The organism is Halomonas sp. PGE1 (assembly GCF_013000985.1).
GTDB classification, from domain to species: Bacteria; Pseudomonadota; Gammaproteobacteria; order Pseudomonadales; family Halomonadaceae; genus Halomonas; species Halomonas alkalicola.
On sequence record NZ_CP053032.1, the window covers coordinates 917323 to 942764 of the forward strand.

General features: G+C 68.7%; 20 protein-coding genes. 10 read left to right on the forward strand and 10 right to left on the reverse strand.

Annotated features, from left to right (window positions below; translation table 11 throughout):
* Positions 1 to 209 precede the first annotated feature (209 nt).
* Together HIR79_RS04390 and HIR79_RS04395 are read right to left on the reverse strand one after the other, a co-directional pair.
* Positions 210 to 1460, reverse strand: coding sequence for a ribonucleotide-diphosphate reductase subunit beta (locus HIR79_RS04390; RefSeq protein ID WP_169957387.1), 1251 nt, complete (start codon positions 1458 to 1460; stop codon positions 210 to 212).
* A 192-nt stretch (positions 1461 to 1652) separates the two neighbouring features.
* Positions 1653 to 4550, reverse strand: a complete 2898-nt coding sequence (locus HIR79_RS04395) for a ribonucleoside-diphosphate reductase subunit alpha (protein WP_169957390.1) — start codon at positions 4548 to 4550, stop codon at positions 1653 to 1655.
* Positions 4551 to 4888: 338 nt separating this feature from the next.
* On the opposite strand from HIR79_RS04395, the gene HIR79_RS04400 reads away from it, so the two are divergent.
* Positions 4889 to 5602, forward strand: a complete 714-nt coding sequence (locus HIR79_RS04400) for a winged helix-turn-helix domain-containing protein (RefSeq protein WP_110070206.1) — start codon at positions 4889 to 4891, stop codon at positions 5600 to 5602.
* 3 nt (positions 5603 to 5605) lie between these two features.
* A complete protein-coding gene (locus HIR79_RS04405; RefSeq protein ID WP_169957393.1) occupies positions 5606 to 7207 on the forward strand; it encodes an ATP-binding protein in 1602 nt (533 codons plus the stop codon).
* 13 nt (positions 7208 to 7220) lie between these two features.
* On the opposite strand, the gene HIR79_RS04410 is transcribed toward HIR79_RS04405, so the two are convergent.
* Positions 7221 to 8135: a LysR family transcriptional regulator gene (locus HIR79_RS04410; RefSeq protein WP_169957396.1), complete on the reverse strand. Its 915-nt coding sequence runs from the start codon at positions 8133 to 8135 to the stop codon at positions 7221 to 7223.
* 104 nt (positions 8136 to 8239) lie between these two features.
* On the opposite strand from HIR79_RS04410, the gene metE reads away from it, so the two are divergent.
* The 3 genes from metE to HIR79_RS04425 all read left to right on the forward strand — a co-directional run bounded on the left by metE (position 8240) and on the right by HIR79_RS04425 (position 12126).
* Positions 8240 to 10537, forward strand: a complete 2298-nt coding sequence (metE, locus tag HIR79_RS04415; protein ID WP_169957398.1) for a 5-methyltetrahydropteroyltriglutamate--homocysteine S-methyltransferase — start codon at positions 8240 to 8242, stop codon at positions 10535 to 10537.
* Between the two features lie 95 nt (positions 10538 to 10632).
* The gene (locus HIR79_RS04420; RefSeq protein ID WP_119022909.1) at positions 10633 to 11343 is read left to right on the forward strand and encodes a COG3650 family protein; all 711 of its coding nucleotides are present in this window, start codon (positions 10633 to 10635) and stop codon (positions 11341 to 11343) included.
* Positions 11344 to 11517: 174 nt separating this feature from the next.
* Positions 11518 to 12126 carry an FMN-dependent NADH-azoreductase gene (locus HIR79_RS04425; protein ID WP_169957401.1) on the forward strand — a complete coding sequence of 203 codons (609 nt, stop codon included), beginning with the start codon at positions 11518 to 11520 and terminating at the stop codon, positions 12124 to 12126.
* A gap of 96 nt (positions 12127 to 12222) precedes the next feature.
* On the opposite strand, the gene HIR79_RS04430 is transcribed toward HIR79_RS04425, so the two are convergent.
* Positions 12223 to 13290: a metal-dependent hydrolase gene (locus tag HIR79_RS04430; protein WP_119022907.1), complete on the reverse strand. Its 1068-nt coding sequence runs from the start codon at positions 13288 to 13290 to the stop codon at positions 12223 to 12225.
* A gap of 61 nt (positions 13291 to 13351) precedes the next feature.
* Positions 13352 to 13888 carry a DNA-3-methyladenine glycosylase I gene (locus tag HIR79_RS04435; RefSeq protein ID WP_169957404.1) on the reverse strand — a complete coding sequence of 179 codons (537 nt, stop codon included), beginning with the start codon at positions 13886 to 13888 and terminating at the stop codon, positions 13352 to 13354.
* 101 nt (positions 13889 to 13989) lie between these two features.
* On the opposite strand from HIR79_RS04435, the gene HIR79_RS04440 reads away from it, so the two are divergent.
* The 3 genes from HIR79_RS04440 (at position 13990) to HIR79_RS04450 (ending at position 15569) form a co-directional block, all read left to right on the forward strand.
* On the forward strand, positions 13990 to 14466 hold the full coding sequence (locus HIR79_RS04440) for a DUF411 domain-containing protein (RefSeq protein WP_169957407.1): 477 nt from the start codon (positions 13990 to 13992) through the stop codon (positions 14464 to 14466).
* Positions 14467 to 14646: 180 nt separating this feature from the next.
* Positions 14647 to 15087, forward strand: a complete 441-nt coding sequence (gene gloA, locus HIR79_RS04445) for a lactoylglutathione lyase (RefSeq protein ID WP_169957411.1) — start codon at positions 14647 to 14649, stop codon at positions 15085 to 15087.
* Positions 15088 to 15122: 35 nt separating this feature from the next.
* Positions 15123 to 15569 carry an META domain-containing protein gene (locus tag HIR79_RS04450; RefSeq protein ID WP_502708660.1) on the forward strand — a complete coding sequence of 149 codons (447 nt, stop codon included), beginning with the start codon at positions 15123 to 15125 and terminating at the stop codon, positions 15567 to 15569.
* Between the two features lie 184 nt (positions 15570 to 15753).
* Here HIR79_RS04450 and HIR79_RS04455 read toward each other — a convergent pair whose 3' ends face one another.
* The 5 genes from HIR79_RS04455 to HIR79_RS04475 all read right to left on the reverse strand — a co-directional run bounded on the left by HIR79_RS04455 (position 15754) and on the right by HIR79_RS04475 (position 23145).
* Complete coding sequence (locus HIR79_RS04455) at positions 15754 to 16491, reverse strand: phosphatase PAP2 family protein (protein ID WP_169957414.1); 738 nt, start codon at positions 16489 to 16491, stop codon at positions 15754 to 15756.
* 181 nt (positions 16492 to 16672) lie between these two features.
* Positions 16673 to 19645, reverse strand: a complete 2973-nt coding sequence (locus HIR79_RS04460; protein ID WP_169957415.1) for a valine--tRNA ligase — start codon at positions 19643 to 19645, stop codon at positions 16673 to 16675.
* 263 nt (positions 19646 to 19908) lie between these two features.
* The gene (locus HIR79_RS04465; protein ID WP_169957416.1) at positions 19909 to 20364 is read right to left on the reverse strand and encodes a DNA polymerase III subunit chi; all 456 of its coding nucleotides are present in this window, start codon (positions 20362 to 20364) and stop codon (positions 19909 to 19911) included.
* A 3-nt stretch (positions 20365 to 20367) separates the two neighbouring features.
* The gene (locus HIR79_RS04470; RefSeq protein WP_169957417.1) at positions 20368 to 21468 is read right to left on the reverse strand and encodes a branched-chain amino acid aminotransferase; all 1101 of its coding nucleotides are present in this window, start codon (positions 21466 to 21468) and stop codon (positions 20368 to 20370) included.
* A 165-nt stretch (positions 21469 to 21633) separates the two neighbouring features.
* Complete coding sequence (locus HIR79_RS04475) at positions 21634 to 23145, reverse strand: leucyl aminopeptidase (protein WP_119022899.1); 1512 nt, start codon at positions 23143 to 23145, stop codon at positions 21634 to 21636.
* Positions 23146 to 23295: 150 nt separating this feature from the next.
* Here HIR79_RS04475 and lptF point away from each other — a divergent pair, with 150 nt between their 5' ends.
* Together lptF and lptG are read left to right on the forward strand one after the other, a co-directional pair.
* The gene (gene lptF, locus HIR79_RS04480; RefSeq protein ID WP_119022898.1) at positions 23296 to 24378 is read left to right on the forward strand and encodes an LPS export ABC transporter permease LptF; all 1083 of its coding nucleotides are present in this window, start codon (positions 23296 to 23298) and stop codon (positions 24376 to 24378) included.
* Positions 24375 to 25439, forward strand: a complete 1065-nt coding sequence (gene lptG / locus HIR79_RS04485; RefSeq protein WP_169957418.1) for an LPS export ABC transporter permease LptG — start codon at positions 24375 to 24377, stop codon at positions 25437 to 25439. The genes lptF and lptG overlap by 4 nt, the downstream gene beginning before the upstream one ends.
* Positions 25440 to 25442: the final 3 nt, after the last annotated feature.

A 25442-nucleotide genomic window follows, 5' to 3' on the forward strand; every position in this document is an offset into this window, starting at 1 on the left:
GGGCGTGAACATGGAGCTCTCCGGTCAGGGCGCCGCGGGGGAGGCGAAGGGGCGACCCCCACAGTCTGGGTCCGCCTCTCGCCGACTGCCAGCGTCGCCATCCCGGTTGCCCGGGGTTTGCCCGCCCGAAACGACGATCGCCGCCCCCGCTGGGGGCGGCGATAGAAGCCGCTGGTATCTCGCCGGTGCCGAAGCGCCGGGGGTTGGGCTCAATCCCAGCTCAGTGCGCCGCCCACCTGGTACTCGGTGACCCGGGTCTCGAAGAAGTTCTTCTCCTTGCGCAGGTCGATGATCTCGCTCATCCACGGGAAGGGGTTCTGGGCGCCGGGGAACTGCTCCTTGAGGCCGATCTGGGCCAGGCGACGGTTGCAGATGAAGTGCAGGTACTCCTCCATGATCGCCGCGTTCATGCCCAGCACGCCGCGGGGCATGGTGTCCCGGGCGTAGGCGATCTCGAGCTCGGTGCCCTCGAGGATCATCTGGGTCACCTCGTCCTGGAACTCGGGGGTCCAGAGGTGCGGGTTCTCGATCTTGATCTGGTTGATCATGTCCACGCCGAAGTTAAGGTGCATGGACTCGTCGCGCAGGATGTACTGGAACTGCTCGGCGACGCCGGTCATCTTGTTGCGCCGACCCATGGAGAGGATCTGGCTGAAGCCGCAATAGAAGAAGATGCCTTCGGTGACGCAGTAGAAGGCCACCAGGTTGCGCAACAGCTCCTGGTCGGTCTCCGGGGTGCCGGTCTGGAAGTCCGGGCGGGCCAGGGACTGGGTGTGCTTGAGGCTCCAGGCGGACTTGGCGGCCACCGAGGGCACCTCGCGGTACATGTTGAAGACCTCGCCCTCGTCCATGCTCAGCGACTCCACGCAGTACTGGTAGGCGTGGGTGTGGATCGCCTCCTCGAATGCCTGGCGCAGCAGGTACTGGCGGCACTCGGGGTTGGTGATCAGCCGGTAGAGCGCCAGCACCAGGTTGTTGGCCACCAGCGAATCGGCGGTGGAGAAGTAGCCGAGGCTGCGCTCGACGATGCGCCGCTCGTCCGGGGTCAGGCCGTCCTGGCTCTTCCACAGGGCGATGTCGGCGTTCATGTTCACTTCCTGGGGCATCCAGTGGTTGGCACTGCCGTCCAGGTACTTCTGCCAGGCCCACTCGTACTTGAACGGCACCAGCTGGTTCAGGTCCGCGCGGGCGTTGATCATCTGCTTGTCGTCGACCTGGATGCGCGCCGCGCCCATCTCCAGCTCTTCGAGGCCGGCGGCCACGTCGAGCTCCTCCAGTGACTTGCGGGCCCGCGCCAGGCGATCACCCTCGGCGACCCGGTAGCTGCCGCGACTCTCGGCCACGGCTTCGGCCGGCTGGGCCGGCTGCGGCTTGGCGGCCGGGGGCGGCGTGGGCGCGGCCTCGGTCGGTTGCTCGGCAACGGGGGTCTCGTCCTCGTGGAATTCGTCCCAGTTCAGCATAGATAAATACCTTTAAGCATATGTATGACCGAATTCAGAGCTAGATGGGCAGGGGCTTTTAAGCCCCTCCCATTTTTAGTTCTTCATCCGAAAAGCTGGAGAAGTCCGCCAATAAGAAGAGTAATACTGGCTCCCATTTCAAAAGTGAGCTCGCGATTTTGAGATTTGTAGTGAAGTCGCATGGAGTCTCCTTTACTGGCAGGCTTCGCAGCCCAGGTCGTCGATCTCGGCGGCCGAGGGGGCCCGTGAGCCTGCACCCGCCTTGCCGGTGAGGAAGTCCTCCACACCTCTTGGCTCTCGCGCCATCGGCTGGGGTGCGGGGGCGTCGGCGGCGGGGGCCTGGTTGCTCACCGCGTTGAGGTTGCCGCGTTCCACGGTGGACTTCTCCACCGCGGTGGCGCCCAGGGCGCGCAGGTAGTAGGTAGTCTTGAGGCCGCGGAACCAGGCCATGCGGTAGGTCACGTCGAGCTTCTTGCCGGAGACCCCCTTGATGTAGAGGTTCAGCGACTGCGCCTGGTCGATCCACTTCTGGCGGCGTGCCGCGGCTTCCACCAGCCATTTCGGCTCCACCTCGAAGGCGGTGGCGTACTTGGCCTTGAGGTCCGCCGGGATGCGCTCGATGGGCTGGGCCGAGCCGTCGTAGTACTTGAGGTCGTTGATCATCACCTCGTCCCACAGCCCGCGCGCCTTGAGATCGTTGACCATGTAGGCGTTGACCACGGTGAACTCGCCGGAGAGGTTCGATTTCACGTAGAGGTTCTGGTAGGTCGGCTCGATCGACTGGGTCACACCGCAGATGTTGGAGATGGTCGCGGTGGGGGCGATGGCCATCACGTTGGAGTTGCGCATGCCCTGCTGGGCGATCTTGTCGCGCAGGGCGCCCCACGCCTGGGTGGCGCTCTCGTCGAGCTCGATGTACTTCTCGCCGCGTTCGGTCTTGAGCTTCTGGATGGAGTCGATGGGCAGCACGCCCTGGCTCCACAGCGAGCCCTCGAAGCTCTCGTAGCGGCCGCGCTCGGCGGCGAGATCCGAGGAGGCCTCGATGGCGTGGTAGCTCACCAGCTCCATGGAGCGGTCGGCGAAGGCGACGGCAGCCTGGCTGGCGTAGGCGATGTCCAGGGCATAGAGGGCGTCCTGGAAGCCCATGATGCCGAGCCCCACCGGGCGGTGCTTGAGGTTGGAGTTGCGCGCCTGGGGCACCGCGTAATAGTTGATGTCGATGACGTTATCGAGCATGCGCACCGCGGTCCTCACGGTCTTGCGCAGCTTGGCGTCGTCGAGCTCGCCGTCGACCACGTGCTGGGCCAGGTTCACCGAGCCCAGGTTGCACACGGCGATCTCGTCCACGCTGGTGTTCAGCGTGATCTCGGTGCACAGGTTGGAGGAGTGCACCACGCCGGCGTGCTGCTGGGGGCTTCTCAGGTTGCAGGGATCCTTGAAGGTGATCCAGGGGTGGCCGGTCTCGAACAGCATCGAGAGCATCCGGCGCCACAGGTCCTTGGCGCGCACCCGCTTGAAGAGCTTGAGCTCGCCGGTGCGGGTCATCGCCTCGTACTCCTCGTAGCGCGTCTCGAAGGCGGCGCCATAGAGATCGTGGAGATCCGGGCAGGTGGAAGGCGAGAAGAGCGTCCACTCCTTGTCGTCGAAGACCCGCTTCATGAACAGGTCCGGCACCCAGTTGGCGGTGTTCATGTCGTGGGTGCGGCGGCGGTCGTCGCCGGTGTTCTTGCGCAGCTCCAGGAACTCCTCGATGTCCAGGTGCCAGGTCTCCAGGTAGGCGCAGACCGCGCCCTTGCGCTTGCCGCCCTGGTTGACCGCCACCGCGGTGTCGTTGACCACCTTGAGGAAGGGCACCACGCCCTGGCTCTTGCCGTTGGTCCCCTTGATCCAGGAGCCCAGGGCGCGCACCGGGGTCCAGTCGTTGCCGAGCCCGCCGGCCCACTTGGAGAGCAGGGCGTTGTCGCGGATGGCGCTGTAGATGCCGTCGAGCTCGTCGGGCACGGTGGTGAGGTAGCAGCTGGAGAGCTGGCTTCTCACCGTGCCGGCGTTGAACAGGGTCGGGGTCGAGGCCATGTAGTCGAAGCTGGAAAGCAGCTCGTAGAACTCGATGGCCCGCGCCTCGCGGTCGTCCTCGTTCAGCGCCAGGCCCATGGCCACGCGCATGAACATCACCTGAGGCAGCTCGTAGCGCACGTCATCGCGGTGGATGAAGTAGCGGTCGTAGAGGGTCTGCAGGCCCAGGTAGGTGAAGGCGTTGTCGCGGGTGTGGTCCAGCGCATCACCCAGGCGCGCCAGGTCGAACTCGGCCAGGCGCGGGTCGAGCTGCTCGAACTCGATGCCCTTCGCCACGTAGGCCTCGAAGGCCGGCCGGTAGAGCTCGGCCATCTCCTGATAGGTGGCCTCATCCGCCACGCCGAGGAAGGCGAGCGCCTCGCGGCGCAGGTTGTCCTGCAGCAGGCGGGCGGTGACGTACGTGTAGTTGGGCTCCTTCTCCACCAGGGTGCGGGCGGTCATCATCAGCGCCTGAGAGACGCCATCGACGCTGACGCCGTCGTAGAGGTTCTTCAGGGAGTCCTCGACGATGCGGCCGGGCTCGACGCTGTCGAGGCCCGCGCAGGCATCCTGCACCAGGGTCTCGACCCGGCCCAGGTCCAGCGGGCGGGTGGTGCCGTCGAGCAGGGTCACGTTGAGAGTGGGGTGAGGCTTCTGGATATCGCCGCCGGCGGCGGCGCGGGCCCGGGCGTGGGCCTCCCGGTAGAGCACGTAGGCGCGCGCCACCTTCTGCTCGCCGGCACGCATCAGCGCCAGCTCGACCTGGTCCTGGATGTCCTCGATATGCACGGTGCCGCCGTCGGGCATGCGGCGCAGGAAGGCCTGGGCGATGGCCTCGCTGGCGTCACGCACGAGATCGCGTACCCGGGAGGAGGCGTCGGCGTTGTCGCCCTCCACGGCCAGGAACGCCTTGCGCATGGCCACGGCGATCTTGCCGGCATCGAAGGGCACCACGTCGCCGGTGCGCTTGATGACGCGCAGGGTCTGCGGGGCGGTGACGGTGACGGACGGCGCGTCCGGAGAGGTCGTGGATGACATGTCGATGGAGTCCCTGTCAGGTGAACGAGAGGCGGTGATGAAAAACGCTCGGGGGCGTCTGTGAAGGAACCGCGGCGGAGAGGGTCTTTTCACAGGATGTAGTGTTATGCCTCGTATGGAGGCACAAGATAGTGTGTGTTTCGGCAGGCTTCAAGTGGATAACCCTGTGGACGGCTTGTGATCTTCCTGGGGAGCCGTGGGCCCCCGCCGGGCGCTATGCCGTCGTCGAGTGGCGACAGGCAGGCGTATCCGGGGATTTCGGGTATCCTTTAGCCAATGGCGGTATGCCCCTGGGCGCCGCTGCCCCGATCACCTGCCAGTCAGGATGGAACTTGAGGATGGACGAGAGCTTGGACCCCCGGGAACAGGATCATGTGCTGATCATCGAGGATGATGAGCGCCTGGCCGACCTGACCCGCGACTACCTGCAGGCCAACGGCTTCCGCGTCACGCTTGAGGCCGACGGCGCTCGCGGCGTGGAGCGGATCCTGGCGCTGCAGCCGGACCTGGTGATACTCGATCTGATGCTGCCCGGCGAGGACGGCCTGTCGATCTGTCGGCGCGTGCGCGGCGACTATCCGGGCCCGATCCTGATGCTGACCGCGCGCACCGACGACATGGACCAGGTGCTGGGCCTGGAGATGGGCGCCGACGACTACGTGCCGAAGCCCGTTCAGCCCCGGGTCCTGCTGGCGCGCATGCGCGCCCTGCTGCGCCGGGCCGAGAGCGCCGAGGCCGCGACGGAGCCGCGGCTCACCTTCGGCAACCTGGAGATCGACAGCGCCACCCGCGAGGCGTGGCTGGACGGCGAGCGCATCGATCTCACCAGCGCCGAGTTCGACCTGCTGTGGCTGCTGGCCAGCAACGCCGGTCGGGTGCTGACCCGCGAGGAGATCTTCGCCCAGCTGCGCGGCATCAAGTACGACGGCCAGGACCGCTCCATCGACGTGCGGGTGTCACGCATCCGGCCCAAGGTCGGTGACGACCCCAACCAGCCGCATCGCATCAAGACGGTGCGCAGCAAGGGCTATCTCTTCGTCAAGGAGAGCTGAGCCATGCGGCGGGTCCTGGCCGACAGCACCTTCCTGCGCGTCTACGTGCTGCTGGCGCTCGCCCTGCTGCTGACCTTCGGCCTGGCCCTGCTGGGCGTGGCCATGGTCGACCAGGTGCGCCGTGAGCACCATCGCGAGCAGCTCGCCGAGGTGCCCATGCGCCTGCTCGCCCAGCGCCTCGAGGCCCTGCCCGCCGATGCCCATGCCGGCTGGCTCGAGGCCCAGGCCCGTCGCCTCGACCTGACCCCCTCCGTGCTGCCCGTCGGGGGCGCCTCCCTCGGCTACTTCACCCGCCTGCGCCTGGAACGGGGCAAGGTGCTGGTGCAGGAGCGCGATGAGCGCGGCTGGCGCCTGCTGAAGCAGCTGCCCGACGGCGAGCGCCTGCTGCAGGTGGACCTGGCCAGCCTCAGCGAGCAGCAGCTGCGCGGCTTCACCGAGCTGCTGGCGGAATGGCTGGCACAGAGCCCGCCCGCCGAGCGGCGCGCACGGCTCTCCCGGGTGGCTGCGGGCAGCGTTCCGGTCGACCTCGGCGATACGCCGCCGGCGGGGCTGGACCCCTACCAGCTTGGCCGCCTGGCCGATGGCGAGGTGGTGATCCGGCTCTTCCCCGGGCGCTGGGGCATGGCCATGTACCTGGCGCTGCCCGGCGGCGGCGAGGCCAACTGGCTGGCCATCGGGCCGGTGGAGGCCTTCGACCCGGTGCCGGTATCGCTGCAGCTGCTGGTGGTGCTGATCCTCCTGGCGGTGCTCGGGGCGACCATCTACCTGATCGTGCGCGGCGTCGAGGCGCGCATGGCAAGGCTGGAGCTGGCCGCCACGCGCATCGCCGCCGGCCGGCTCGACACCCGGGTCAAGGTGGAGAGTGGCGACTTCCTCGGCCGGCTGGGCATGGCCTTCAACGGCATGGCGGCCCAGGTCCAGGCGCTGCTGCGCGCCCAGCAGGACATGATCCGCGCGGTCTCCCATGAGCTGCGCACGCCGGTGGCCCGCATCCGCTTCGCGGTGCAGATGGTCGAGGACATGACCGACGACGCGGCGATCCGGCGTCAGCTGCAGGGGATCGATGGCGACATCGAGGAGCTCGATGGCCTGGTCGACGAGATCCTCACCTATGCGCGCCTGGGCAGCGACGCGGTCAACGGCCGCGAGATGGAGGCGACCCTGGTGGATTGCCGGGCCATGGCGGAGCGGGTGATCGATGCGCTGAGCCCGCTGCACGGCCACCTGGCCATCGTGCTCGCCGAGGGACCCGAGGTGGAGGCCCTGGCCGAGGCGCGCTACCTGCAGCGGGCGCTGCAGAACCTGGTGGCCAACGCCTGCCGCCATGCGCGCAGTCGGGTGGTGATCCAGGTGCAGGCGGAGCCCCGCCTGGTGCGCATCGACGTGGAGGATGATGGCCCCGGGGTGCCGGTCGGCGAGCGCCAGGCGATCTTCAAGCCCTTCGCGCGGCTCGACGACAGCCGCACCCGCAGCTCCGGCGGCTATGGGCTGGGGCTCTCCATCGTGCAGAAGGTGATGACCTGGCACGGCGGCAGCGTGGGGGTGGACGCCAGCCCCGCCCTGGGCGGGGCCCGCTTCACCCTGCTGCTGCCCCAGCGACCCTAGCCGCCGGCGCCCGCTAGGCGGGCTTGATCCCCTCCAGCACCGCGAAGGAGGTCTCCCGGGCGGTGCGCAGGAAGTCCTCCATCCAGGGCGCCTGGCGGGTCTCCTCGCGGATCGCCGCGAACAGGGTGCTCCACACGCCCTTCTCCCCCAGCGCCACGGCCTTCACGTAGTCGCGCTCCAGGTACTCGGTCAGGGCCCAGTTGGGCAGCGCGCAGACCCCGCGGCCGCTGGCCACCAGCTGCATCATCATGATGGTCAGCTCGGCGGTGCGCAGCTCCTTCGGGCGCACCCCGGCCGGGTCCAGGAACTGGGTGAAGACATCCAGCCGCGCGTGCTCCACCGGATAGGTGATCAGCGTCTCCTCGGCCAGCTCCCGGGGGCTGACGAACACCTTGCCGGCCAGGCGATGCTGGCGGGCCACCGCCAAGAGCCCCTCGTAGCGGAACAGCGGCTCGTAGTGGATGCCGGCCAGCGGCTGGGGGTCGGCGGTGATCACGAGGTCGAGCTGCTCGCGGGCCAGGGCCGGCAGCGGGTCGAAGTGGTGGCCGCCGGGGATGTCGATCTCCACCTCGGGCCAGTGGTCGCGGAAGTGGTCGACGGTGGGCATCAGCCACTGGAAACAGCTGTGGCACTCGATGGCCATGTGCAGCCGGCCCTGTTCGTTGCCGGCCAGCCGCGCCAGGTCGCGCTCGGCCATGCGCACCAGCGGCAGCACCTGTTCGGCCAGGGTCAGCAGCCGCTGGCCGGCGCGGGTGAACTCCACCGGCCGGGTCTTGCGCACGAACAGCGGATTGTCGAGCCGCTCCTCGAGGTCCTTGATCTGGTGGGAGAGGGCAGACTGGGTCAGGTGGACCCGCTCGGCCGCCTCGACGAGGGAGCCGGCGTCGCGCAGTGCGACCAGGGTGCGGAGGTGTCGCAGTTCGAGCATGCCGAGTGAGCCATTTTCATTTTCAAGATTAGGAAGTTTAGTTTGATTCACCCTGCGTGGCCAGCCAGACTCTGCTGGATTATTCATCCATGGAGGGTTTTTCAATGAGTATCTCTCATGTTATCGGTTATCCGCGCATCGGCGCCGATCGCGAACTCAAGCGTGCGGTGGAGGCCTACTGGCAGGGCGAGCTCGATCGCGAGGGGCTGGAGCGGGCAGGGCGCGAGCTGCGCGCCCGGCACTGGGCCGAGCAGCGCGAGGCGGGGCTCGACCTGGTCACGGTGGGTGACTTCGCCTTCTACGACCAGGTCCTGGACCTCTCCGTGACCCTGGGGGCGGTGCCGGCACGCTTCGGCGCCGAGGCCGAGCTGGCGGCCGGCGAGGTGTCGCTGGACACCGCCTTCCGCATGGCCCGCGGCCGGGCGCCCAGCGGCGAGCCCGCCGCCGCCTGCGAGATGACCAAGTACTTCGATACCAACTATCACTACCTGGTGCCCGAGCTCCACGCCGGCCAGTCCTTCCGGCTGGCCAGCTCCCGCCTCTTCGAGCAGGTGGCCGAGGCCCAGGCGCTGGGCCATGCGGTGAAGGTGACCCTGCTCGGCCCCCTGACCTGGCTGTGGCTGGGCAAGGCCCGCGACGAGGGGCTCGACCGCCTGAGCCTGCTCGAGTCCCTGCTGCCGGTCTATGGCGAGCTGCTGGTGCGCCTTGCTGACCTGGGCGTGGAGTGGGTGCAGCTCGAGGAGCCGGCGCTGGTGCAGGACCTGCCCCGTGAGTGGCAGCAGGCCTATGAGGCCGCCTACAGCGTGCTGGGCCGGGCCCCGGTGAAGCTGCTGCTGGCCAGCTACTTCGGCGGCCTGGGCGATAACCTCGGCCTCGCTCTCGGCCTGCCGGTGGCGGGGCTGCATATCGATGCGGTGCGTGCCCCCGAGCAGCTGGCGGCGGTGCTCGACCGGCTGCCCGCCTACAAGGTGCTCTCGGTGGGTGCCATCGATGGGCGCAACGTCTGGCGCGCCGACCTGGCGCTGCTGCGCGAACGTCTGGCCCAGGCGCGCATCCGCCTCGGCAGGCGGCTGTGGATCGCCCCCTCCTGCTCGCTGCTGCATGTGCCGGTGGACCTTGCGCGCGAGACCGAGCTCGACCCCGAGCTCAGAAGCTGGCTGGCCTTTGCCCGCCAGAAGCTCGACGAGACGGTGACCCTGGCGCGCCTGCTCGATGGCCGCGCCACCGAGGCCGACCGCGAGCGACTGGAGGCCGCCACCCTGGCCCTGCAGGCCAGGCGCGACTCGCCGCGCATCCACCGCCCCGAGGTAGCCGACCGCCTGGCGGGCGTCGAGCCGGCGGACCTCGAGCGCCAGAGCCCCTATGGCGTGCGTGCCCAGGCCCAGCGCCGGGCGCTGGACCTGCCGCTCTTCCCCACCACCACCATCGGCTCCTTCCCCCAGACCGCCGAGATCCGCGCCGCGCGCCGCGCCTTCAAGGCCGGCGAACTCTCCCGTGAGGCCTACGAGGCGCAGATGTGCGAGGAGATCGCCCATGCCGTGGCGCGCCAGGAGGCGCTCGGCCTCGACATGCCGGTGCACGGCGAACCGGAGCGCAACGACATGGTGGAGTACTTCGGCGAGCAGCTCGATGGCTACGCCTTCACCCGCTTCGGCTGGGTGCAGAGCTACGGTTCGCGCTGCGTGAAGCCACCGGTGATCGTGGGTGACGTCAGCCGCCCGGGCCCGATGACGGTGCGCTGGAGCCGGTACGCCCAGTCGCTCACCGACCGGCCCATGAAGGGGATGCTGACCGGCCCCGTCACCATGCTGCAGTGGGCCTTCGTGCGCGACGACCAGCCCCGCGAGACCACCTGCCGCCAGATCGCCCTGGCCCTGCGCGACGAGGTCCGGGACCTGGAGGCGGCCGGCATCCGCGCCATCCAGATCGACGAGCCGGCGCTGCGCGAGGGGCTGCCGCTGCGCCGGAGCGAGTGGCCGGGCTATCTGGCCTGGGCGGTGGATGGCTTCCGGCTGACTGCGGCCGGGGTGCGCGACGAGACCCAGATCCACACCCACATGTGCTATTCGGAGTTCAACGACATCATCGAGTCGATTGCCGCTCTGGATGCCGACGTCATTACCATCGAGACCTCACGCTCGAACATGGTGCTGCTCGACGCCTTCCAGGACTTCGCCTATCCCAACGAGATCGGCCCCGGCGTCTACGACATCCACTCGCCCAATGTGCCGGACGTGGCGTGGATGGTGGCGCTGATGGAGAAGGCCGCCGAGCGCATCCCGCTGGAGCGTCTGTGGGTCAACCCCGACTGCGGCCTCAAGACCCGCCGCTGGGAGGAGGTGGAGCCGGCCCTGGCCAACATGGTGGAGGCGGCGCGCCAGCTGCGCCGGCGCTTCGGCTAGGCGCCTCCAGCGTTGAGCCAGCGGGAGCGGCCGCCGGCCCCGGCGGCTGCTATGCTCGGCGGGTCAAGGAATCGTAACCCTCGCAAGGAGATGCCATGTCCCGCCTGCTCGTTCCCGCCGCCCTCGGGGCGGCCCTGCTGTTGGGGGGCTGTGCCACCGCCCCGGCGCCGGCGCCGATCACCTCCGGTCATCACGCCCCGCTGCTGCCCTCGGTGCTCTTCCCCGGTGGCGCCGAGAGCTTCACCGCCTGGCGCTGCACCCCCGACCAGGCCCTGGTCACCGCCGTCCCGGAGGGGGCGGAAAGCGAGCTGCGGCTGTGGTCGGCTCACGGCGCCTGGCGGCTTGCGCCCGCCGTGGTGGCCAGCGGCGCCCGCTACGAGCAGGGCGACGTCAGCTTCTGGAACAAGGGCTCCGAGGCGGTGGTGGAGACGCCCCGGGGGCGGCTCGAGTGCCAGGCCTACGTGCAGCGCCAGGCCCTGACCCGGCAGCAGCGGCCCGGGGTGATGTTCCAGGGGCGCGGCAACGAGCCGGGCTGGATGGTGCACCTGGCCCACGACCGGCCCGAGGCGACCCTGAGCCTGGATTACGGTACCCGGGAGCAGACGCTGCCCTATCGGGTGACCACCCTGGACAACGGCGCGGGGCGGGTGATCCTGCAGAGCGGCCGCGGCGATACCCCCTTCGAGCTGCGCATCGAGGCCGGCGCCTGCCTGGACGACATGAGCGGCGAGCCCTTCCCGGCGCGGGTCACCCTGACCGTGGACGGGCAGCAGTATCGGGGCTGCGGCCAGGGCATCGCTCCCTGACCGGGGCTGGCGAAAACTGTGTGCCCTCGACGCCTTTTCGCCAAGCCCCGGCGATTTGATCTTGGTCTCATCGATTTTATCGAACGGAGGGTGCGGATTTTTGCGCTTTTTATGGCAAAAAATGCATCTATCATGGTGACCATCATCCTGATGTCTGACTTCTAGGAGGTCGCCATGACCACTCGTACCCTCGTGATTACCGCTTCCATCCTCGGCGAGAACGGCCAGTCCAAGGCCCTGGCCGAGCACTTCATCGCCCAGGCTAAGAGCCGCGACGGCGTCGAGGTGACCCATCGCGACCTGGTGGCCAGCGAGCTGCCCCACCTCAACCTGGCCGAGCTCGGCAGCTGGCAGGTCGCCGAGGAGGAGCGCAGCGCCGAGCAGCGCGCGCTGGCTGCCCGCTCCGACTCGCTGATCGAGGAGCTCAAGGCCCATGACGTGGTGGTGCTGGCGGTGCCGATGTACAACTTCGGCATCCCGAGCCAGCTCAAGGCCTGGTTCGACCGCGTGATGCGCGCCGGAGTGACCTTCCGCTACACCGAGAACGGTCCCCAGGGCCTGGTGGAGGGCAAGCGTGCGGTGATCCTGGCGGCCCGCGGTGGCCAGTACGCCGGCACCGAGATGGATACCCAGACCCCGCACCTCAAGCTGATGCTCGGCATGATCGGCATCAAGGAGGTGGATAGCGTCTTCGCCGAAGGGCTCAACATGGGCGAGGGCAAGCGTGATGCGGCGCTCAAGGAGGCCCGTCAGGCCATCGACGGCCTGGTGGAGCGTCTGTAAGGCGGCGCTACTTCCGGCGCTGCGCTCGATAGCGCGCACACCCGAACGCAGCGGGGCGGCCATGGCCGCCCCGCTGCGTTGTGGCGTCTGCCTGCCTCAGCAGGCTTCCGGGGTCTCCAGCGCCCAGCCGGCGGCGACGAAGTCGCTGGTGCAGAGGGCTGTCTCGGGTGTCAGGATGCGGCCGGCCAGCCGGGTGAGGGCCTCGCGATTGCCGCGGGAGGGTGGCTCGAGCTGTTCGGAGGTCGCCACCGGCTGCCAGCCGTCGCTTTCGCGGGTGGCCAGGGTGAAGGCGAAGGGGTGAAAGCCGGGGAAGCCCAGCCGCAGATCGGTCACCACCAGGGTCTCGCGGCCGTCGAGCTCGCGGGTCTCGTAGCGCAGGAAGGGGCCGGCGAACCAGTCCAGCCGCTGGCCACGCGGGCTGTCGAGTGCCACCGCCTCCAGGTCGGCCCCGCGGCGGTAGGTCTCCACCAGCGGCGGTGTGTCTCCATCCAGCACCCCCACCAGCAGCTCGTGATGCTCGTCGCCATCCACCACCGTGACGCGCCACAGCAGGGTGTTGAAGGGGGTGGGCTGGACCAGGCGTGGGGCCTCGGCAAGCCCCCGCTCGGCCAGCACCGGCTCCAGGCGATGCTCCACCAGCTGCTTGGCGCCGAAGGCGAACACCAGGTAGGCGCTGGAGAGCGCCAGGCCCCAGGCCGGCCCGCGCCGCCCGTTGCCGGTGGCCAGGGCCACTCCGATGCCCACCAGCAGCGGCAGGGTGTAGAGCGGGTCGATGATGAAGACGATGGGGTAAGCCGCGGGTCGCACGTCCATGGGCCACCATAGCTGGGTGCCGTAGGTGGTGAGGGCGTCGAGCAGGGGATGAGTGGTCAGGCAGAGTACGTAGAAGAGCCACCAGTGCCCGAGGGGAATGTTCCGGGCCGCTTTCAGGCGCGAGGTGAGCAGGGCCAGCAGGGTGCCGAGGCCGGTGAGCACGAAGAGCGAGTGGGAGAAGCCGCGGTGCTCGGTGACATTGGCCACCGCATCGCCGTAGTCGATCATCACGTCGAGATCGGGGAGGGTGCCGAGCACGGCGCCGATCAGCACCGCCTTGCGGCCCAGTCGGCGGCCGAGCACGGCACCGCCCACGGCGGCGCCCAGGGCAGCCTGGGTAATCGAGTCCATCGGGAGGCGTTCCTCGCTGAGAGTGCCCGGCTATGATGCCACGGGCGGGGGGCCGGTTCCCTTACGCCTCCGCCCAGCGTGGCTCCGCGGCGAGGATGCGCGCCTGCACCGGGCAGTCGTCGCGGTGGGCGCCGGGGAGGTAGCCGGTGCTCATCAGAAACTCGCCGGTGATCTCCGGCCCGGTGAAGCGGAAGGTGCGCTTGAAGAGCCGGACCCACTCCGCATGGGAGAGCGGGTGGTGGTGGTCGAGCCAGGCGGCGAAGCTGCCGTGCTCATCGCGCAGGGCCTGGACCACGCCGGCATTATGGATCACCGCCTCGACCTTGAGGCGGTTGCGGATGATGCCGGCGTCGGCCAGCAGCCGGGCCCGCTCGGCCTCGCCGTAGGCGGCCACCCGGTCGATGGCGAAGCCCTCGAAGGCCGCCCGGAAGGCGGTGCGCTTCTTCAGCACCGTGAGCCAGGAGAGCCCCGCCTGGTTGATCTCCAGGGCCAGGCGCTCTAAGAGGGCCTCGTCGTCGGCCACCGGGAAACCGTACTCGCGGTCGTGGTAGGGGCCGTGAAACGGATGGCCCGGGGCCAGGTCACAGTAGTGGCTCATGCTGAAGTTCCCCGTGGCGCGCTGACTTGACCCAGGCCCTTGGCAAGGGCCCCGCCGATGCCGACAATCGTCCTATCACCCTACACCGCGGAGATCCTGCGATGAAGAAGACCCTTCGCCCTCTGGCTGCCGGGGGCCTGCTGGCCGGTGGCGCCCTGGCCGCCTTTCTTGCCTTCATGCCGGGTCCCGACCCCCAGGCGGGCACCGTGGTCGAGATGTACCAGGACCCCGGCTGCGGCTGCTGCGGCGCCTGGGCCGACCACCTGGAGGCCGAGGGCTTCACGGTGGAGCGCCACAAGACCCGCGAGATGCGTGACATCAAGATCGAGCAGGGCCTCTCGCCTGAGCTCGCCTCCTGCCACACCGCCTTGGTGGACGGCTACGTGATCGAGGGCCACGTGCCGGCGGCGGACATCCACCGCCTGCTGGAGGAGCGCCCCGACGTGGCGGGCCTGGCGGTGCCGGGCATGCCCCACGGCTCGCCGGGCATGGAGACCGGCCGCTATGACGACTACCGGGTGCTGGGCTGGCACCGTGACGACCGTACGCCTGAGATCTTCAGCGAGTACACTCACTGAGCCAGAACACCGTCAGCGACACCAATCAGGGGCGCTGGGGGCAAGCCTTGGAGGAGGTCCTACGCCATGGATGGCGTCGGTAGCGTACAGGGACGTATTCACAGCGCCTCCGGAAAGGCTTGTCGCCAGTAAAGCCCCGTGCTGCTGGGTGGTTTCGTTATCAATGACAAGGAGTTGGCTATGCAGTACCTGCACACCATGGTGCGCGTCAGCGACCTCGATGCCTCGCTGCGCTTCTACTGCGACCTGCTGGGCCTCAAGGAGGTGCGCCGCAAGGAGAACGACAAGGGTCGCTTCACCCTGGTCTTCCTGGCCGCCCCCGAGGACGAGGCGCGCTCCGCCGAGCTCAAGGCGCCGGAGCTCGAGCTCACCTACAACTGGGACCCGGAGGAGTACAGCGGCGGGCGCAACTTCGGCCACCTGGCCTATCGGGTCGACGACATCTATGCCCTGTGCGAGAAGCTCCAGGCCAACGGCGTGACCATCAACCGCCCGCCCCGGGACGGCCACATGGCCTTCGTGAGAAGCCCCGACGGCATCTCGGTGGAGCTGCTGCAGAAGGGTGATCCGCTCCCCGCCCGGGAGCCCTGGGCCTCCATGGACAACACCGGCAGCTGGTAGGCGGCCGGCCACGCGACAAGGAAGAACGACGACCCATGAAGATGACAGTTGTGGCCCGCCTGGGCCTGGTGATGGCCGCCGCTGCCCTGCTGGCGGCCTGTGGCGGGCGCCCCGAGGCACCGCCGGAGCGCGAGGTGAGCCTCTCGGGGCCGGTGGTGGAACAGCGCTGGAACCTGCTGCTGGTGGGCACCGACGAGCGGCTCTCCCTGCCCGAGCCCGCCTGGTTCCGCATCGACGAGAACGGCCGCGTCAGCGGCAGCGACGGCTGCAACCAGCTGATGGGACGGGCCAATCTCGGCGAGAATCAGCGCATCGAGTTCTCGCAGCTGGCCACCACCCGGCGCGCCTGCCCCCAGGGCGAGGACGCGGCGCGGGTGAAGGGGATGCTGGAGACCGCCTACCGCTACCTGATCGACCATGACCGGCTGGTCTTCTTCGGCCCCGATCAGCGAGTGCTCGGCGGCTGGCGCAAGGCCAACTGATCTTATTCAAGGCTGAGCTGCGCTTTGTGGGCGCATCGGAGCGAGAGGCGCCGGGGACAGGGCGAAGAGGAGGTCCTACGCCAGGGATGGCGTCGGTAGCGTACAGGGAGGTATTCACAGCGCCTCCTCGTAGCCCTGTCGACGGGTCAGCCTCGAGCGATCCTGCCAGGAGCAATGACCTGGTTTACCTTCTTCCCGGCAGCAGCGCCTGGACCCTGGCCATGCCCGCGGTGAGGCCGCGGGCCATGGCCGGTCCGACCGGCGTGAGCAGGAACCAGGGCGCGATGATCAGGTTGATGGCGATGGCGCCGAAGTAGACGTCGCTGAACCAGTGGGCACCGCTCAGGATGCGCGGGGCGCTCAGGATCACCGCGGCCACCAGGCTCACCAGCATCACCCTGAGTCCGGCGAAGCGCCACATGAAGGCGGCGAACAGGAAGAGGTTGACGCCGTGGTCGCCGGGAAAGCTCGCACCGGAGCTGTCCTTGGTGGAGAAGTCGACCATCTCGGTGATCAGGTTGACCTCCTGGTAGACCAGGGTGGGGCTCGGGTGGCTGTAGTCGATCACCATGCGCACGCCCTGGGCCATGAACACCGCCACCAGCAGCATGGTGATGCCGATGCCGCCCCAGCGCAGCATGCGCTGCTCGCGCACCGGGTCCCGGGAGATGGCCCACAGGTAGATGGCCAGCAGCACCAGCAGGCTCACCACGTCGAAGAGCCGCGCGTTGGTGGCCGCCACCAGCCACACCCAGGCACCGTTCTCCTCGGTGAGCCAGCCGTTGGTGGTAAAGAAGACGGCGTCGTCGATCTCGGTCCAGAACAGCAGGTCCGGCGAGAGCCAGGTGAAGATCAGCAGCGCGCCCAGCAGGTTGAACAGCAGCAAGCGCCCGATGGCGAGGACGGGGAGAGTCTGTGGCATCGTGAAGTCGCGGGTCGGTGTATGTTCCGGCCCATTCTAGGTGAAGGGATTTTGGGGGAACAGTGTTTCTTAACAGAAACGCAACCTTTCTGTGTTGATCGGGTGCCTGGGCATCTCGATGATGGCCCGACGCAAGCGGCCCGCCGATGGCGGGCCGCTTGCGTGAGGTGACGCAGCCGAATCAGAGCGCGGCGATCTTGTCGCGCTGCTCCACCAGCAGGCGATGGGCGGCCTGGAACTCGGCCAACTTGGCGCGCTCCTTCTCCACCACGGCCTCGGGGGCCTTGGCCACGAAGCCCTCGTTGCCGAGCTTCTTCTCGATGCCGCCGATCAGCTTCTCCTGCTTCTCGATCTCGCGGGCCAGGCGCGCGAGCTCCGCGTCCTTGTCGATCAGGTCGGCCATGGGCACCAGCACCTCCATCTCGCCCACCAGCTGGGTGGCCGAGAGCGGTGCCGCGGCCGGGTCGTCGAGCCAGGTGACGCTCTCGAGCTTGGCCAGCTTGGCCAGGAAGCGGCGGTTGGCCTCCAGGCGCTCCTGGTCGGCGGCGCTGCCCTTGGTAAGCAGGACATCCAGCGGCTTGCCCGGGGCGATGTTCATCTCGGCGCGGATATTGCGCACCGCCACGATCACCCCCTTCAGCCACTCGATATCCCGGGTGGCGGCCTCGTCGATCAGCGCCTCGTCGGCGGCGGGCCAGGGCTGGGCCATGATGGAGTCGTCCTTGCCCTGGCGGGTGCCGGCCAGGGGCGCCACGCGCTGCCAGATCTCCTCGGAGATGTAGGGCATCATCGGATGGGCCAGGCGCAGGATCGCCTCCAGCACCCGCACCAGAGTGCGGCGGGTGCCGCGCTTGGCCGCAGGGCTTGCGTCCTCGTCCCACAGCACCGGCTTGGAGAGCTCCAGGTACCAGTCGCAGTACTCGTTCCAGACGAACTCGTAGAGCGCTTGCGACGCGTGGTCGAAGCGGAACTCCTCCATGGCCTTCGTCACCTGGGCCGCGGTCTGCTGCAGGCGGGAGAGGATCCAGCGGTCCGCCAGGGAGAGCTCCACCGGTTCGCCACCCAGGCCGGTATCCTCGCCCTCGGCGTTCATCAGCACGTAGCGTGAGGCGTTCCACAGCTTGTTGCAGAAGTTGCGGTAGCCGTCCAGGCGCCCCATGTCGAACTTGATGTCGCGCCCGGTGGTGGCCTGGGAGAGGAAGGTGAAACGCAGCGCATCGGTGCCGTGGGACTCGATCCCCTCGGGGAACTCGCCGCGGGTGGCCTTCTCGATCGCCCTGGCCTTCTGGGGCTGCATCATGTTGCCGGTGCGCTTCTCCACCAGGGTGTCGAGCGCGATGCCGTCGATCAGGTCGATGGGGTCGAGCACGTTGCCCTTGGACTTGGACATCTTCTGGCCCTGGCCGTCGCGCACCAGGCCGTGGACGTAGACCTGCTTGAAGGGCACCTCGCCGGTGAACTTCAGGGTCAGCATGATCATCCGCGCGACCCAGAAGAAGATGATGTCGAAGCCGGTGACCAGGACGCTCGAGGGGTGGAAGGTGCGCAGCTCCTCGGTGCGCTCCGGCCAGCCCAGGGTGCCGAAGGTCCACAGGCCCGAGCTGAACCAGGTGTCGAGCACGTCCTCGTCCTGGGTCAGGCGCGGCACGCCGAGCTTCTCCATGGTCCTGAGGGCGTCGGGGGTCATCTCGCTGGTGCTGCCCAGCAGCTGGTTGAAGCCGCGCAGGCGCATGGCGGTGTCGAAGTCGCCCTGCTCATGTTCGATGAAGCCGGCCAGCTCGACCAGGTAGTCGCGGGTCGCCTCCACCTCGTTGCGGGCCACGAAGACGTTGCCGTCCGCGTCGTACCAGGCAGGAATGCGGTGGCCCCACCACAGCTGGCGGGAGATGCACCAGTCCTGCAGGTCGCGCATCCAGGCGAAGTACATGTTCTCGTAGTTCTTCGGCACGAACTGGATATCGCCCTTCTCGACGGCCTCGATGGCGGGCTTGGCGAGGCTCTCCACGGCGACGAACCACTGATCCGTGAGCAGCGGTTCGATGACGTCACCGGAGCGGTCGCCGTAGGGCAGGGTGTTGCTGACCGTCTCGATCTGCTCGAGGAGCCCGGCGGCCTCCATGTCGGCGACGATCCGTTTGCGCGCCTCGAAGCGGTCCAGGCCGGCGTAGGCCTCGGGCAGGCTCGTGTCGATCTCGGGCAGGGGCCGGCCCTGGATGTCGAAGGCCTCGGCCTGGGGCAGGATGGCAGCGTCCTGGGTGAAGACGTTGATCAGCGGCAGCCCCTGGCGGCGGCCCACCTCGTAGTCGTTGAAGTCGTGGGCCGGGGTGATCTTCACGCAGCCGGAGCCCTTCTCCATGTCGGCATGCTCATCGGCGACGATGGGGATGCGACGGCCGACCAGCGGAAGCGTCACGAACTTGCCGACCAGGGAGGCGTAGCGGGGATCCTCCGGGTTGACCGCCACGCCGGTGTCGCCCAGCAGGGTCTCCGGACGGGTGGTGGCGACCACCAGGTAGTCGAGGCCCGCGTCGGTGGTAACGCCGTCGGCGAGCGGATAGCGGAAGTGCCAGAACTGGCCCTGCTGGTCGCGGTTCTCCACCTCGAGATCCGAGATGGCGGTGTGCAGGGTGGGGTCCCAGTTGACCAGGCGCTTGCCGCGGTAGATCAGCCCTTCCTTGTGGAGGCGCACGAAGACCTCCTGCACCGCCTTGTAGAAGCCGTCGTCCATGGTGAAGCGCTCGCGGGACCAGTCGACGCTGGCCCCCATGCGGCGCAGCTGGCGGGTGATATGGCCGCCGGACTCGTGCTTCCACTCCCAGACCTTGTCGATGAAGGCGTCGCGGCCCAGGTCGTGGCGGCTCTTGCCCTCCTCGGCGGCGACCTTGCGCTCCACCAGCATCTGGGTGGCGATGCCGGCATGGTCGGTGCCCACCTGCCACAGGGTGTTGCGCCCCTGCATCCGCCGCCAGCGGATCAGGGTGTCCATGATGGTGTCCTGGAAGGCGTGGCCCATGTGCAGGCTGCCGGTGACGTTGGGCGGCGGGATCATGATGGAGTAGGGCTCGCCCTCACCGGAGGGGGCGAAGCGGCCATCGGCCTCCCAGCGCTCGTACCAGCGGGATTCGATCTGCTCGGGTTGGTAGGTCTTGTCCATGGGCGTTCCGGGTCCAGAAATGAGCACCGCCGACCCGGGGGTCGGACGGCAGGAGAGGGCGATGAAAATGGGGCTGATTATAGCCCGGGGAGGCACGCGGCGTCAGCCGGACTGGCCGGGGCATATCGTGAGGGGCTGACCCGGCGACAGGTCTCTGGGGAGGCGCTGTGAACCCCTCCCTGGGCGCTACCGATGCCATCCCTGGCATAGGACCTCCCCGACGACCTGTCCCCGGCGCCCCTCTCCAGGCGTGGGTGGAGCCACTACCCTCCGCGCAGCTGGTGGGCCTTCACGGGATAGCCGCGCTTCTTGTAGGTCTGCCAGCACTCGCGCTTGGCGGTGAGCACGTCCTGGTGCTGGTTGATGATCTCGGCGACCCGCTCGAAGCGGGAGAACCACTCCGGAATGTCCGGGGCGAGGTTGAGCAGCGCCTGCACGGCCAGGTCGGGGGAGGGCGGGGAGGCCCAGCCGATGGTCACCGGCACCCGCTCATCCAGTTCGGCTGCCGCTTCTTCCGTGTCCAGCAGGACGTGGGGCACGTAGGCGTCGGCGCGGAAGGTCCAAAGCCGCTCATCGAGCTCCCGGGCCATGGCCTCGTCCTCGGCGTGCAGGTGCAGCCGATAGCCCTTGCGCTGGATGGTCTCGGCCAGCCGGCAGGCGAAGTCGAGACGCGCCTCCAGGGTGGTATCGGGGAGGACGTAGAAATCGACCTGGGTCACTCCTTACACCAGCCGCGTCAGCCAGCCGTGGGTATCCTCGGCGCGGCCGTACTGCAGGTCGAGCAGCTTGCTGCGCAGGCGCTTGGCCACGGGGTTGCCGTTGTCTTCCTTGAGGCGGATGGAGCCCTCCTCGGTGACCAGCTCGCCCACCGGGGTAATGACCGCCGCGGTACCGCAGGCGAACACCTCGGTCAGCTCGCCGGAGGCGGCCGCCTCGCGCCACTCATCGATGCTGATCGGGCGCTCCTCGGGGGTGAGGCCCTCGTCGCGGGCCAGGGTCAGCACCGAGTCGCGGGTCACGCCCTCGAGGATGGTGTCGGTCAGGCGCGGGGTGGCGATGCGGCCGTCCTTGAAGACGAAGAACAGGTTCATGCCGCCCAGCTCCTCGATCCACTTGTTCTCGACGGCATCCAGGAAGGCCACCTGGCTGCAGCCGTGGGTGCTGGCCTCCTTCTGGGCAGCCAGGGAGGCGGCGTAGTTGCCGCCGCACTTGGCGAAGCCGGTGCCGCCGGGGGCGGCGCGCTTGTAGTGGCTGGAGAGCCAGATGGAGACCGGCTCGACGCCGCCCTTGAAGTAGGCGGCGGCCGGCGAGGCGATCACGTAGTAGTCCACCTCATGGGCCGGGCGCACGCCGAGGAAGCTTTCGCTGGCGATCATGAAGGGGCGCAGGTAGAGGCTGCACTCGTCGGCCTCGCTCTTCGGCGTCGGCACCCAGCCGTGGTCCTGGGCCAGCAGCGCCTTGAGCGAGCCGATGAAGTCCTCGTCGGAGAGCTCCGGCAGGGCCAGGCGACGGGCGCTGCGGCGGAAGCGCTCGGCGTTCTTCTCCGGGCGGAAGGTCCACACCGAGCCGTCGGCGTGGCGGTAGGCCTTGATGCCCTCGAAGATCTCCTGGCCGTAGTGCAGCACGGCGGCGGCGGGGTCCAGGGTCAGCGGCCCGTAGGGGCGTACCTCGCGGCCGTGCCAGCCGGCATCCAGGGTCCAGCGGACGTGGGCCATGTGGTCGGTGAAGTAGCCACCGAAGCCGGGGTTCTCGAGGATCCCTGCCCGGATGGTGTCGGCGGTGGGGGTGGCGTTGGGAAGCAGTTCGAAGCTGGCAGTCGACACGGCAAGGGGTCTCCGCTACGCCCGGGGCGTGCCAGCCCCGGGGTGATACTGGAAGCTCGGGCCGGCGAGAGCCGGCCCGGGTCGTGGATTTATCGTCAGTCCCACATGAGAAAGGCGACGCGGAAAAAACGCAAGCCCGCGCCGCTATTCCACCTCGGTTTCCACTCAGGTTTCCACGATGGCGTCGCTTTCGCGATCCAGCAGGTACTGGGTCAGCAGGCCCACGGGACGGCCGCTGGCGCCCTTCTGCTTGCCGGAGGTCCAGGCGGTGCCGGCGATGTCCAGGTGCGCCCAGGGGAACTTGTCGGCGAAGCGCGAGAGGAAGCAGGCGGCGGTGATGGTGCCCGCCGGGCGGCCGCCGATATTGGCCAGGTCGGCGAAGTTGGAGTCGAGCTGCTCCTGGTACTCGTCCCACAGCGGCAGGTGCCAGGCGCGGTCCCAGGCCGCCTCGCCGGCGTCGAGCAGGTCGAGGGCCAGGTCGTCATCGTTGGAGAGCAGGCCGGTGGCGTGGTGGCCGAGGGCGATGATGCAGGCGCCGGTGAGGGTGGCGATGTCGACGACGCTGGCCGGCTCGAAGCGCTCGGCGTAGGTGAGGGCGTCGCACAGCACCAGGCGGCCCTCGGCGTCGGTGTTGAGCACCTCCACGGAGAGGCCCTTCAGGGTCTTGATGATGTCGCCGGGCTTGGTGGCGCGGCCGTCGGGCATGTTCTCGGCGGCGGCGACGATGGCCACCAGGTTAACCTTCGGGCGGATGCCGAGGACGGCCTTGACGGTGCCGAAGACGCTGGCTGCGCCGCACATGTCGAACTTCATCTCGTCCATGGCCTCGCCGGGCTTGAGCGAGATGCCGCCGGTGTCGAAGGTGATGCCCTTGCCCACCAGCACGTGAGGGGCCTCCTCGGGATTCTCGGCGCCCTGGTACTTCATCACGATCAGCCGCGAGGGCTGCTCGCTGCCGCGGCCCACGGAGAGCAGGCTGTGGGCGCCCAGCGCCTCCAGGGCCTCCTCGTCGAGGATCTCCACGGCAAGCGCGCCGCCGGAGGCCTTGCCCAGCGCCTCGGCCTGCTCGGCCAGGTAGCTCGGGGTGCAGACGTTGCCCGGCAGATTGCCCAGGGTACGGGTGAAGCTCACGCCCTGGCCCACGGCGTCACCGATGCGCGCGCCCTCGCGGGCGGCGCCGGCCTCGCCGTCCTCGCTGACCAGCAGGGTCACCTGGGCGAGGCGCGAGGTGGGCGCCTTCTCCGACTTGAACTCATCGAAGCGATAGAGGGCGCGATGGGTCGCCTCGGCCACCATGCGCGCCTTCCAGTCGGCGCCGCGCTCGGCCAGCGGCACGTCGGTGAAGGCCACGGCGCAGTCGTCCACCGGCAGCTCGGCCAGCGCCGTGAAGGCGGCGTCCAGGGCCTTGCGGAAGGCGGCCTCCTGGCACTTGTCGCGCTTGCCCAGCCCCACCAGCAGCAGGCGCTCGGCACACAGGCCCGGGGCGAAGGGGATCATCTGCACACGGCCCAGCTTGGCGTCGAAGTCGCCGCGCTCGATGAGCTGGCCGATCAGCTTCTCGCTGGCGTCGTCGAGGCGTGCGGCGGCGGGCAGGAGCTCGCCCTCCTGATACACCGGGATGACGAGGCAGGCGGTCTCGACCTTGGCGGGGTTACCCGTCTTGACAGGAAATTCCATGGCGTCTCCACAGACAAGCGTGTTGGTTGCAGGCGTCGGGGGTTGCAAGCGCTAGGGTTACAACTGCTGGGGGATTCTGGATAATGCCGGCACGTCGCCGTGCCGTCCCAGTGTACCCAAGGCATGGCCCCATTGCATGGCAGACGCCGCATGATCATCTTCCGTTATCTGACCCGCGAGATCCTGCTGACCATGGCCGCCGTCGCCGGCGTGCTGCTGCTGGTGATCATGGGCAGTCGCTTCATCCGCTACTTCGCCGACGCCGCCGAGGGGGACATCCCGGCGAGCATCCTCGGCACCCTGATGCTGTTCCATCTGCCGGGCTTCCTTGAGCTGATCCTGCCGCTGGCCTTCTTTCTGGGCATCCTGCTCGCCTACGGCCAGCTCTACCTCAACAGCGAGATCACCGTGCTGGTGGCCTGTGGCACCAGCCCCAACAAGCTGCTCAAGGTGAGCCTGGTGCCGGCCACCCTGGTGGCGATCCTGGTGGGGCTGTGCAGCCTGTGGCTGACCCCGGCCGGCGCCCTGCACAACGCCGTGATGCTCGAGGAGCAGCGCAGCCGCATCGACTTCTCGGCCCTGGCGCCGGGGCGCTTCCAGGAGTTCGGCAGCGGCCGCACCGCCTACATGGAGGGCCTCAGCGCCGACGGCAGCGAGATGCGTGGCGTCTTCATCAGCGAGCGCCAGCGGCGCCGGGACGGCACCCCGGAGACGGCGGTGACTCGCGCGGAGGGGGGCTACCAGACCCTCGATCCCGAGACCGGCAGCCGCTTCCTGGTGCTGGCCGATGGCGAGCGCTACAGCGTCGATCCGGGGCGCTTCGAGGCGGAACGTCTCGAGTTCGACACCTACGCGGTGCGCCTCTCCCAGGCCGACGACATGCGCGAGCTCGACGCCCCCGAGTACGCCACCACCGCGGCGCTGTTCGGCGACGACTCGACCCGCGCCCAGGCCCAGCTGCAGTGGCGCCTGGGGCTGCCGCTGATGGTCTTCATCCTGACCCTGCTGGCGATGCCGCTCTCCCGGGTCAATCCGCGCCAGGGGCGCTTCGCCAAGCTGCTGCCGGCGATCTTCCTGCACGTGGCCTACCTGAGCCTGCTGCTGGCGGCGCTGGATGCCATCGGCCGCGGCGCCCTGCCGGCCGTGGTGGGCATGTGGCCGATCCACGGCGCCTTCCTGGCCCTGGGCCTGGTGATGATGATGCGCGCCCAACGCAAGGGGATGAGCGGATGATTGCCGATCGCTTCGACCGCTACCTGGCGCGCAACGTGCTGGGGGCCATCATCGTGGTGCAGGTGGTGCTGCTGGGCCTGGACCTGGTGATCACCTACATCAACGACCTGGACGACGTGGAGGGCGACTATGGCGCCTTCCAGGTGCTGCTCTACCTGGGGATGCGCCTGCCCTGGCGCTTCTACCAGTACGCGCCGGTGGGGGTGCTGATCGGCGCGCTGATCGGGCTGGGCAGCATGGCCTCGAGCAACGAGCTCACCGTGATGCGCGCCGCCGGGCGTTCGCTGACCCGCATCCTGTGGGGGGCGATGAAACCGATCATCCTGGTGATCATCGCCGTGCTGCTGGTCGCCGAGTACGTGGCGCCGCGCACCGAGCAGTTCGCCAATGCCTGGCGCCTGGAGCGCATCCAGGGGGCCGGCGCCGTGGTCACCGAGCGCGGCGGCTGGCAGCGCGAGGGTGACAGCTTCTACCGCTTCGGCGCCATCCGCGCCGATGACACCGTGCTCGACCTGACCCGCTACCGCTTCGAGGGGGAGCGCCTGGTGGAGGCCGCCAGCGCCGAGCGCGCCGCCTGGCTCGACGGCAGCTGGCGGCTGGAGGAGGTGGAGGTCACCCGCTTCCATGACGAGCACACCGAGGCGGAGCACCACGCGGTGCTGCCCTGGGAGACCAGCCTCACGCCGGAGCAGCTCAACCGCCTGCTGCGCCCCATCAACAGCCAGGCGCCCAGCGAGCTCTGGGCCTATGCCCGCTACCTGCAGGCCCAGGGGCAGGCGGCCACCCAGCCGCTGCTGCACTTCTGGCAGAAGATGCTGATGCCCTTGACCATGGGCTCCCTGGTGCTGGTGGCCGCCTCCTTCGTGTTCGGCCCGCTGCGCACCGTGGCGGCGGGTACCCGAGTCTTCTACGGGGTGGTCACCGGCCTGGTCTTCAAGTACCTGCAGGACCTGCTGGCGCCGGCCTCCATGGTGTTCGGCTTCTCGCCCGCCTGGGCCGTGCTGGCGCCCACCCTGATCTGTGCCGCGGTGGGACTCTACCTGCTGCGGCGAACCGCCTGAGCA

What these genes read in the sequence shown, in the direction of transcription:
- HIR79_RS04390 (WP_169957387.1), bottom strand. Translation starts at nt 1,460, where the DNA reads ATGCTGAACTGGGACGAATTCCACGAGGACGAGACCCCCGTTGCCGAG.
- HIR79_RS04395 (WP_169957390.1), bottom strand. Translation starts at nt 4,550, where the DNA reads ATGTCATCCACGACCTCTCCGGACGCGCCGTCCGTCACCGTCACCGCC.
- HIR79_RS04400 (WP_110070206.1), top strand. Translation starts at nt 4,889, where the DNA reads ATGGACGAGAGCTTGGACCCCCGGGAACAGGATCATGTGCTGATCATC.
- HIR79_RS04405 (WP_169957393.1), top strand. Translation starts at nt 5,606, where the DNA reads ATGCGGCGGGTCCTGGCCGACAGCACCTTCCTGCGCGTCTACGTGCTG.
- HIR79_RS04410 (WP_169957396.1), bottom strand. Translation starts at nt 8,135, where the DNA reads ATGCTCGAACTGCGACACCTCCGCACCCTGGTCGCACTGCGCGACGCC.
- metE (WP_169957398.1), top strand. Translation starts at nt 8,240, where the DNA reads ATGAGTATCTCTCATGTTATCGGTTATCCGCGCATCGGCGCCGATCGC.
- HIR79_RS04420 (WP_119022909.1), top strand. Translation starts at nt 10,633, where the DNA reads ATGTCCCGCCTGCTCGTTCCCGCCGCCCTCGGGGCGGCCCTGCTGTTG.
- HIR79_RS04425 (WP_169957401.1), top strand. Translation starts at nt 11,518, where the DNA reads ATGACCACTCGTACCCTCGTGATTACCGCTTCCATCCTCGGCGAGAAC.
- HIR79_RS04430 (WP_119022907.1), bottom strand. Translation starts at nt 13,290, where the DNA reads ATGGACTCGATTACCCAGGCTGCCCTGGGCGCCGCCGTGGGCGGTGCC.
- HIR79_RS04435 (WP_169957404.1), bottom strand. Translation starts at nt 13,888, where the DNA reads ATGAGCCACTACTGTGACCTGGCCCCGGGCCATCCGTTTCACGGCCCC.
- HIR79_RS04440 (WP_169957407.1), top strand. Translation starts at nt 13,990, where the DNA reads ATGAAGAAGACCCTTCGCCCTCTGGCTGCCGGGGGCCTGCTGGCCGGT.
- gloA (WP_169957411.1), top strand. Translation starts at nt 14,647, where the DNA reads ATGCAGTACCTGCACACCATGGTGCGCGTCAGCGACCTCGATGCCTCG.
- HIR79_RS04450 (WP_502708660.1), top strand. Translation starts at nt 15,123, where the DNA reads ATGAAGATGACAGTTGTGGCCCGCCTGGGCCTGGTGATGGCCGCCGCT.
- HIR79_RS04455 (WP_169957414.1), bottom strand. Translation starts at nt 16,491, where the DNA reads ATGCCACAGACTCTCCCCGTCCTCGCCATCGGGCGCTTGCTGCTGTTC.
- HIR79_RS04460 (WP_169957415.1), bottom strand. Translation starts at nt 19,645, where the DNA reads ATGGACAAGACCTACCAACCCGAGCAGATCGAATCCCGCTGGTACGAG.
- HIR79_RS04475 (WP_119022899.1), bottom strand. Translation starts at nt 23,145, where the DNA reads ATGGAATTTCCTGTCAAGACGGGTAACCCCGCCAAGGTCGAGACCGCC.
- lptF (WP_119022898.1), top strand. Translation starts at nt 23,296, where the DNA reads ATGATCATCTTCCGTTATCTGACCCGCGAGATCCTGCTGACCATGGCC.
- lptG (WP_169957418.1), top strand. Translation starts at nt 24,375, where the DNA reads ATGATTGCCGATCGCTTCGACCGCTACCTGGCGCGCAACGTGCTGGGG.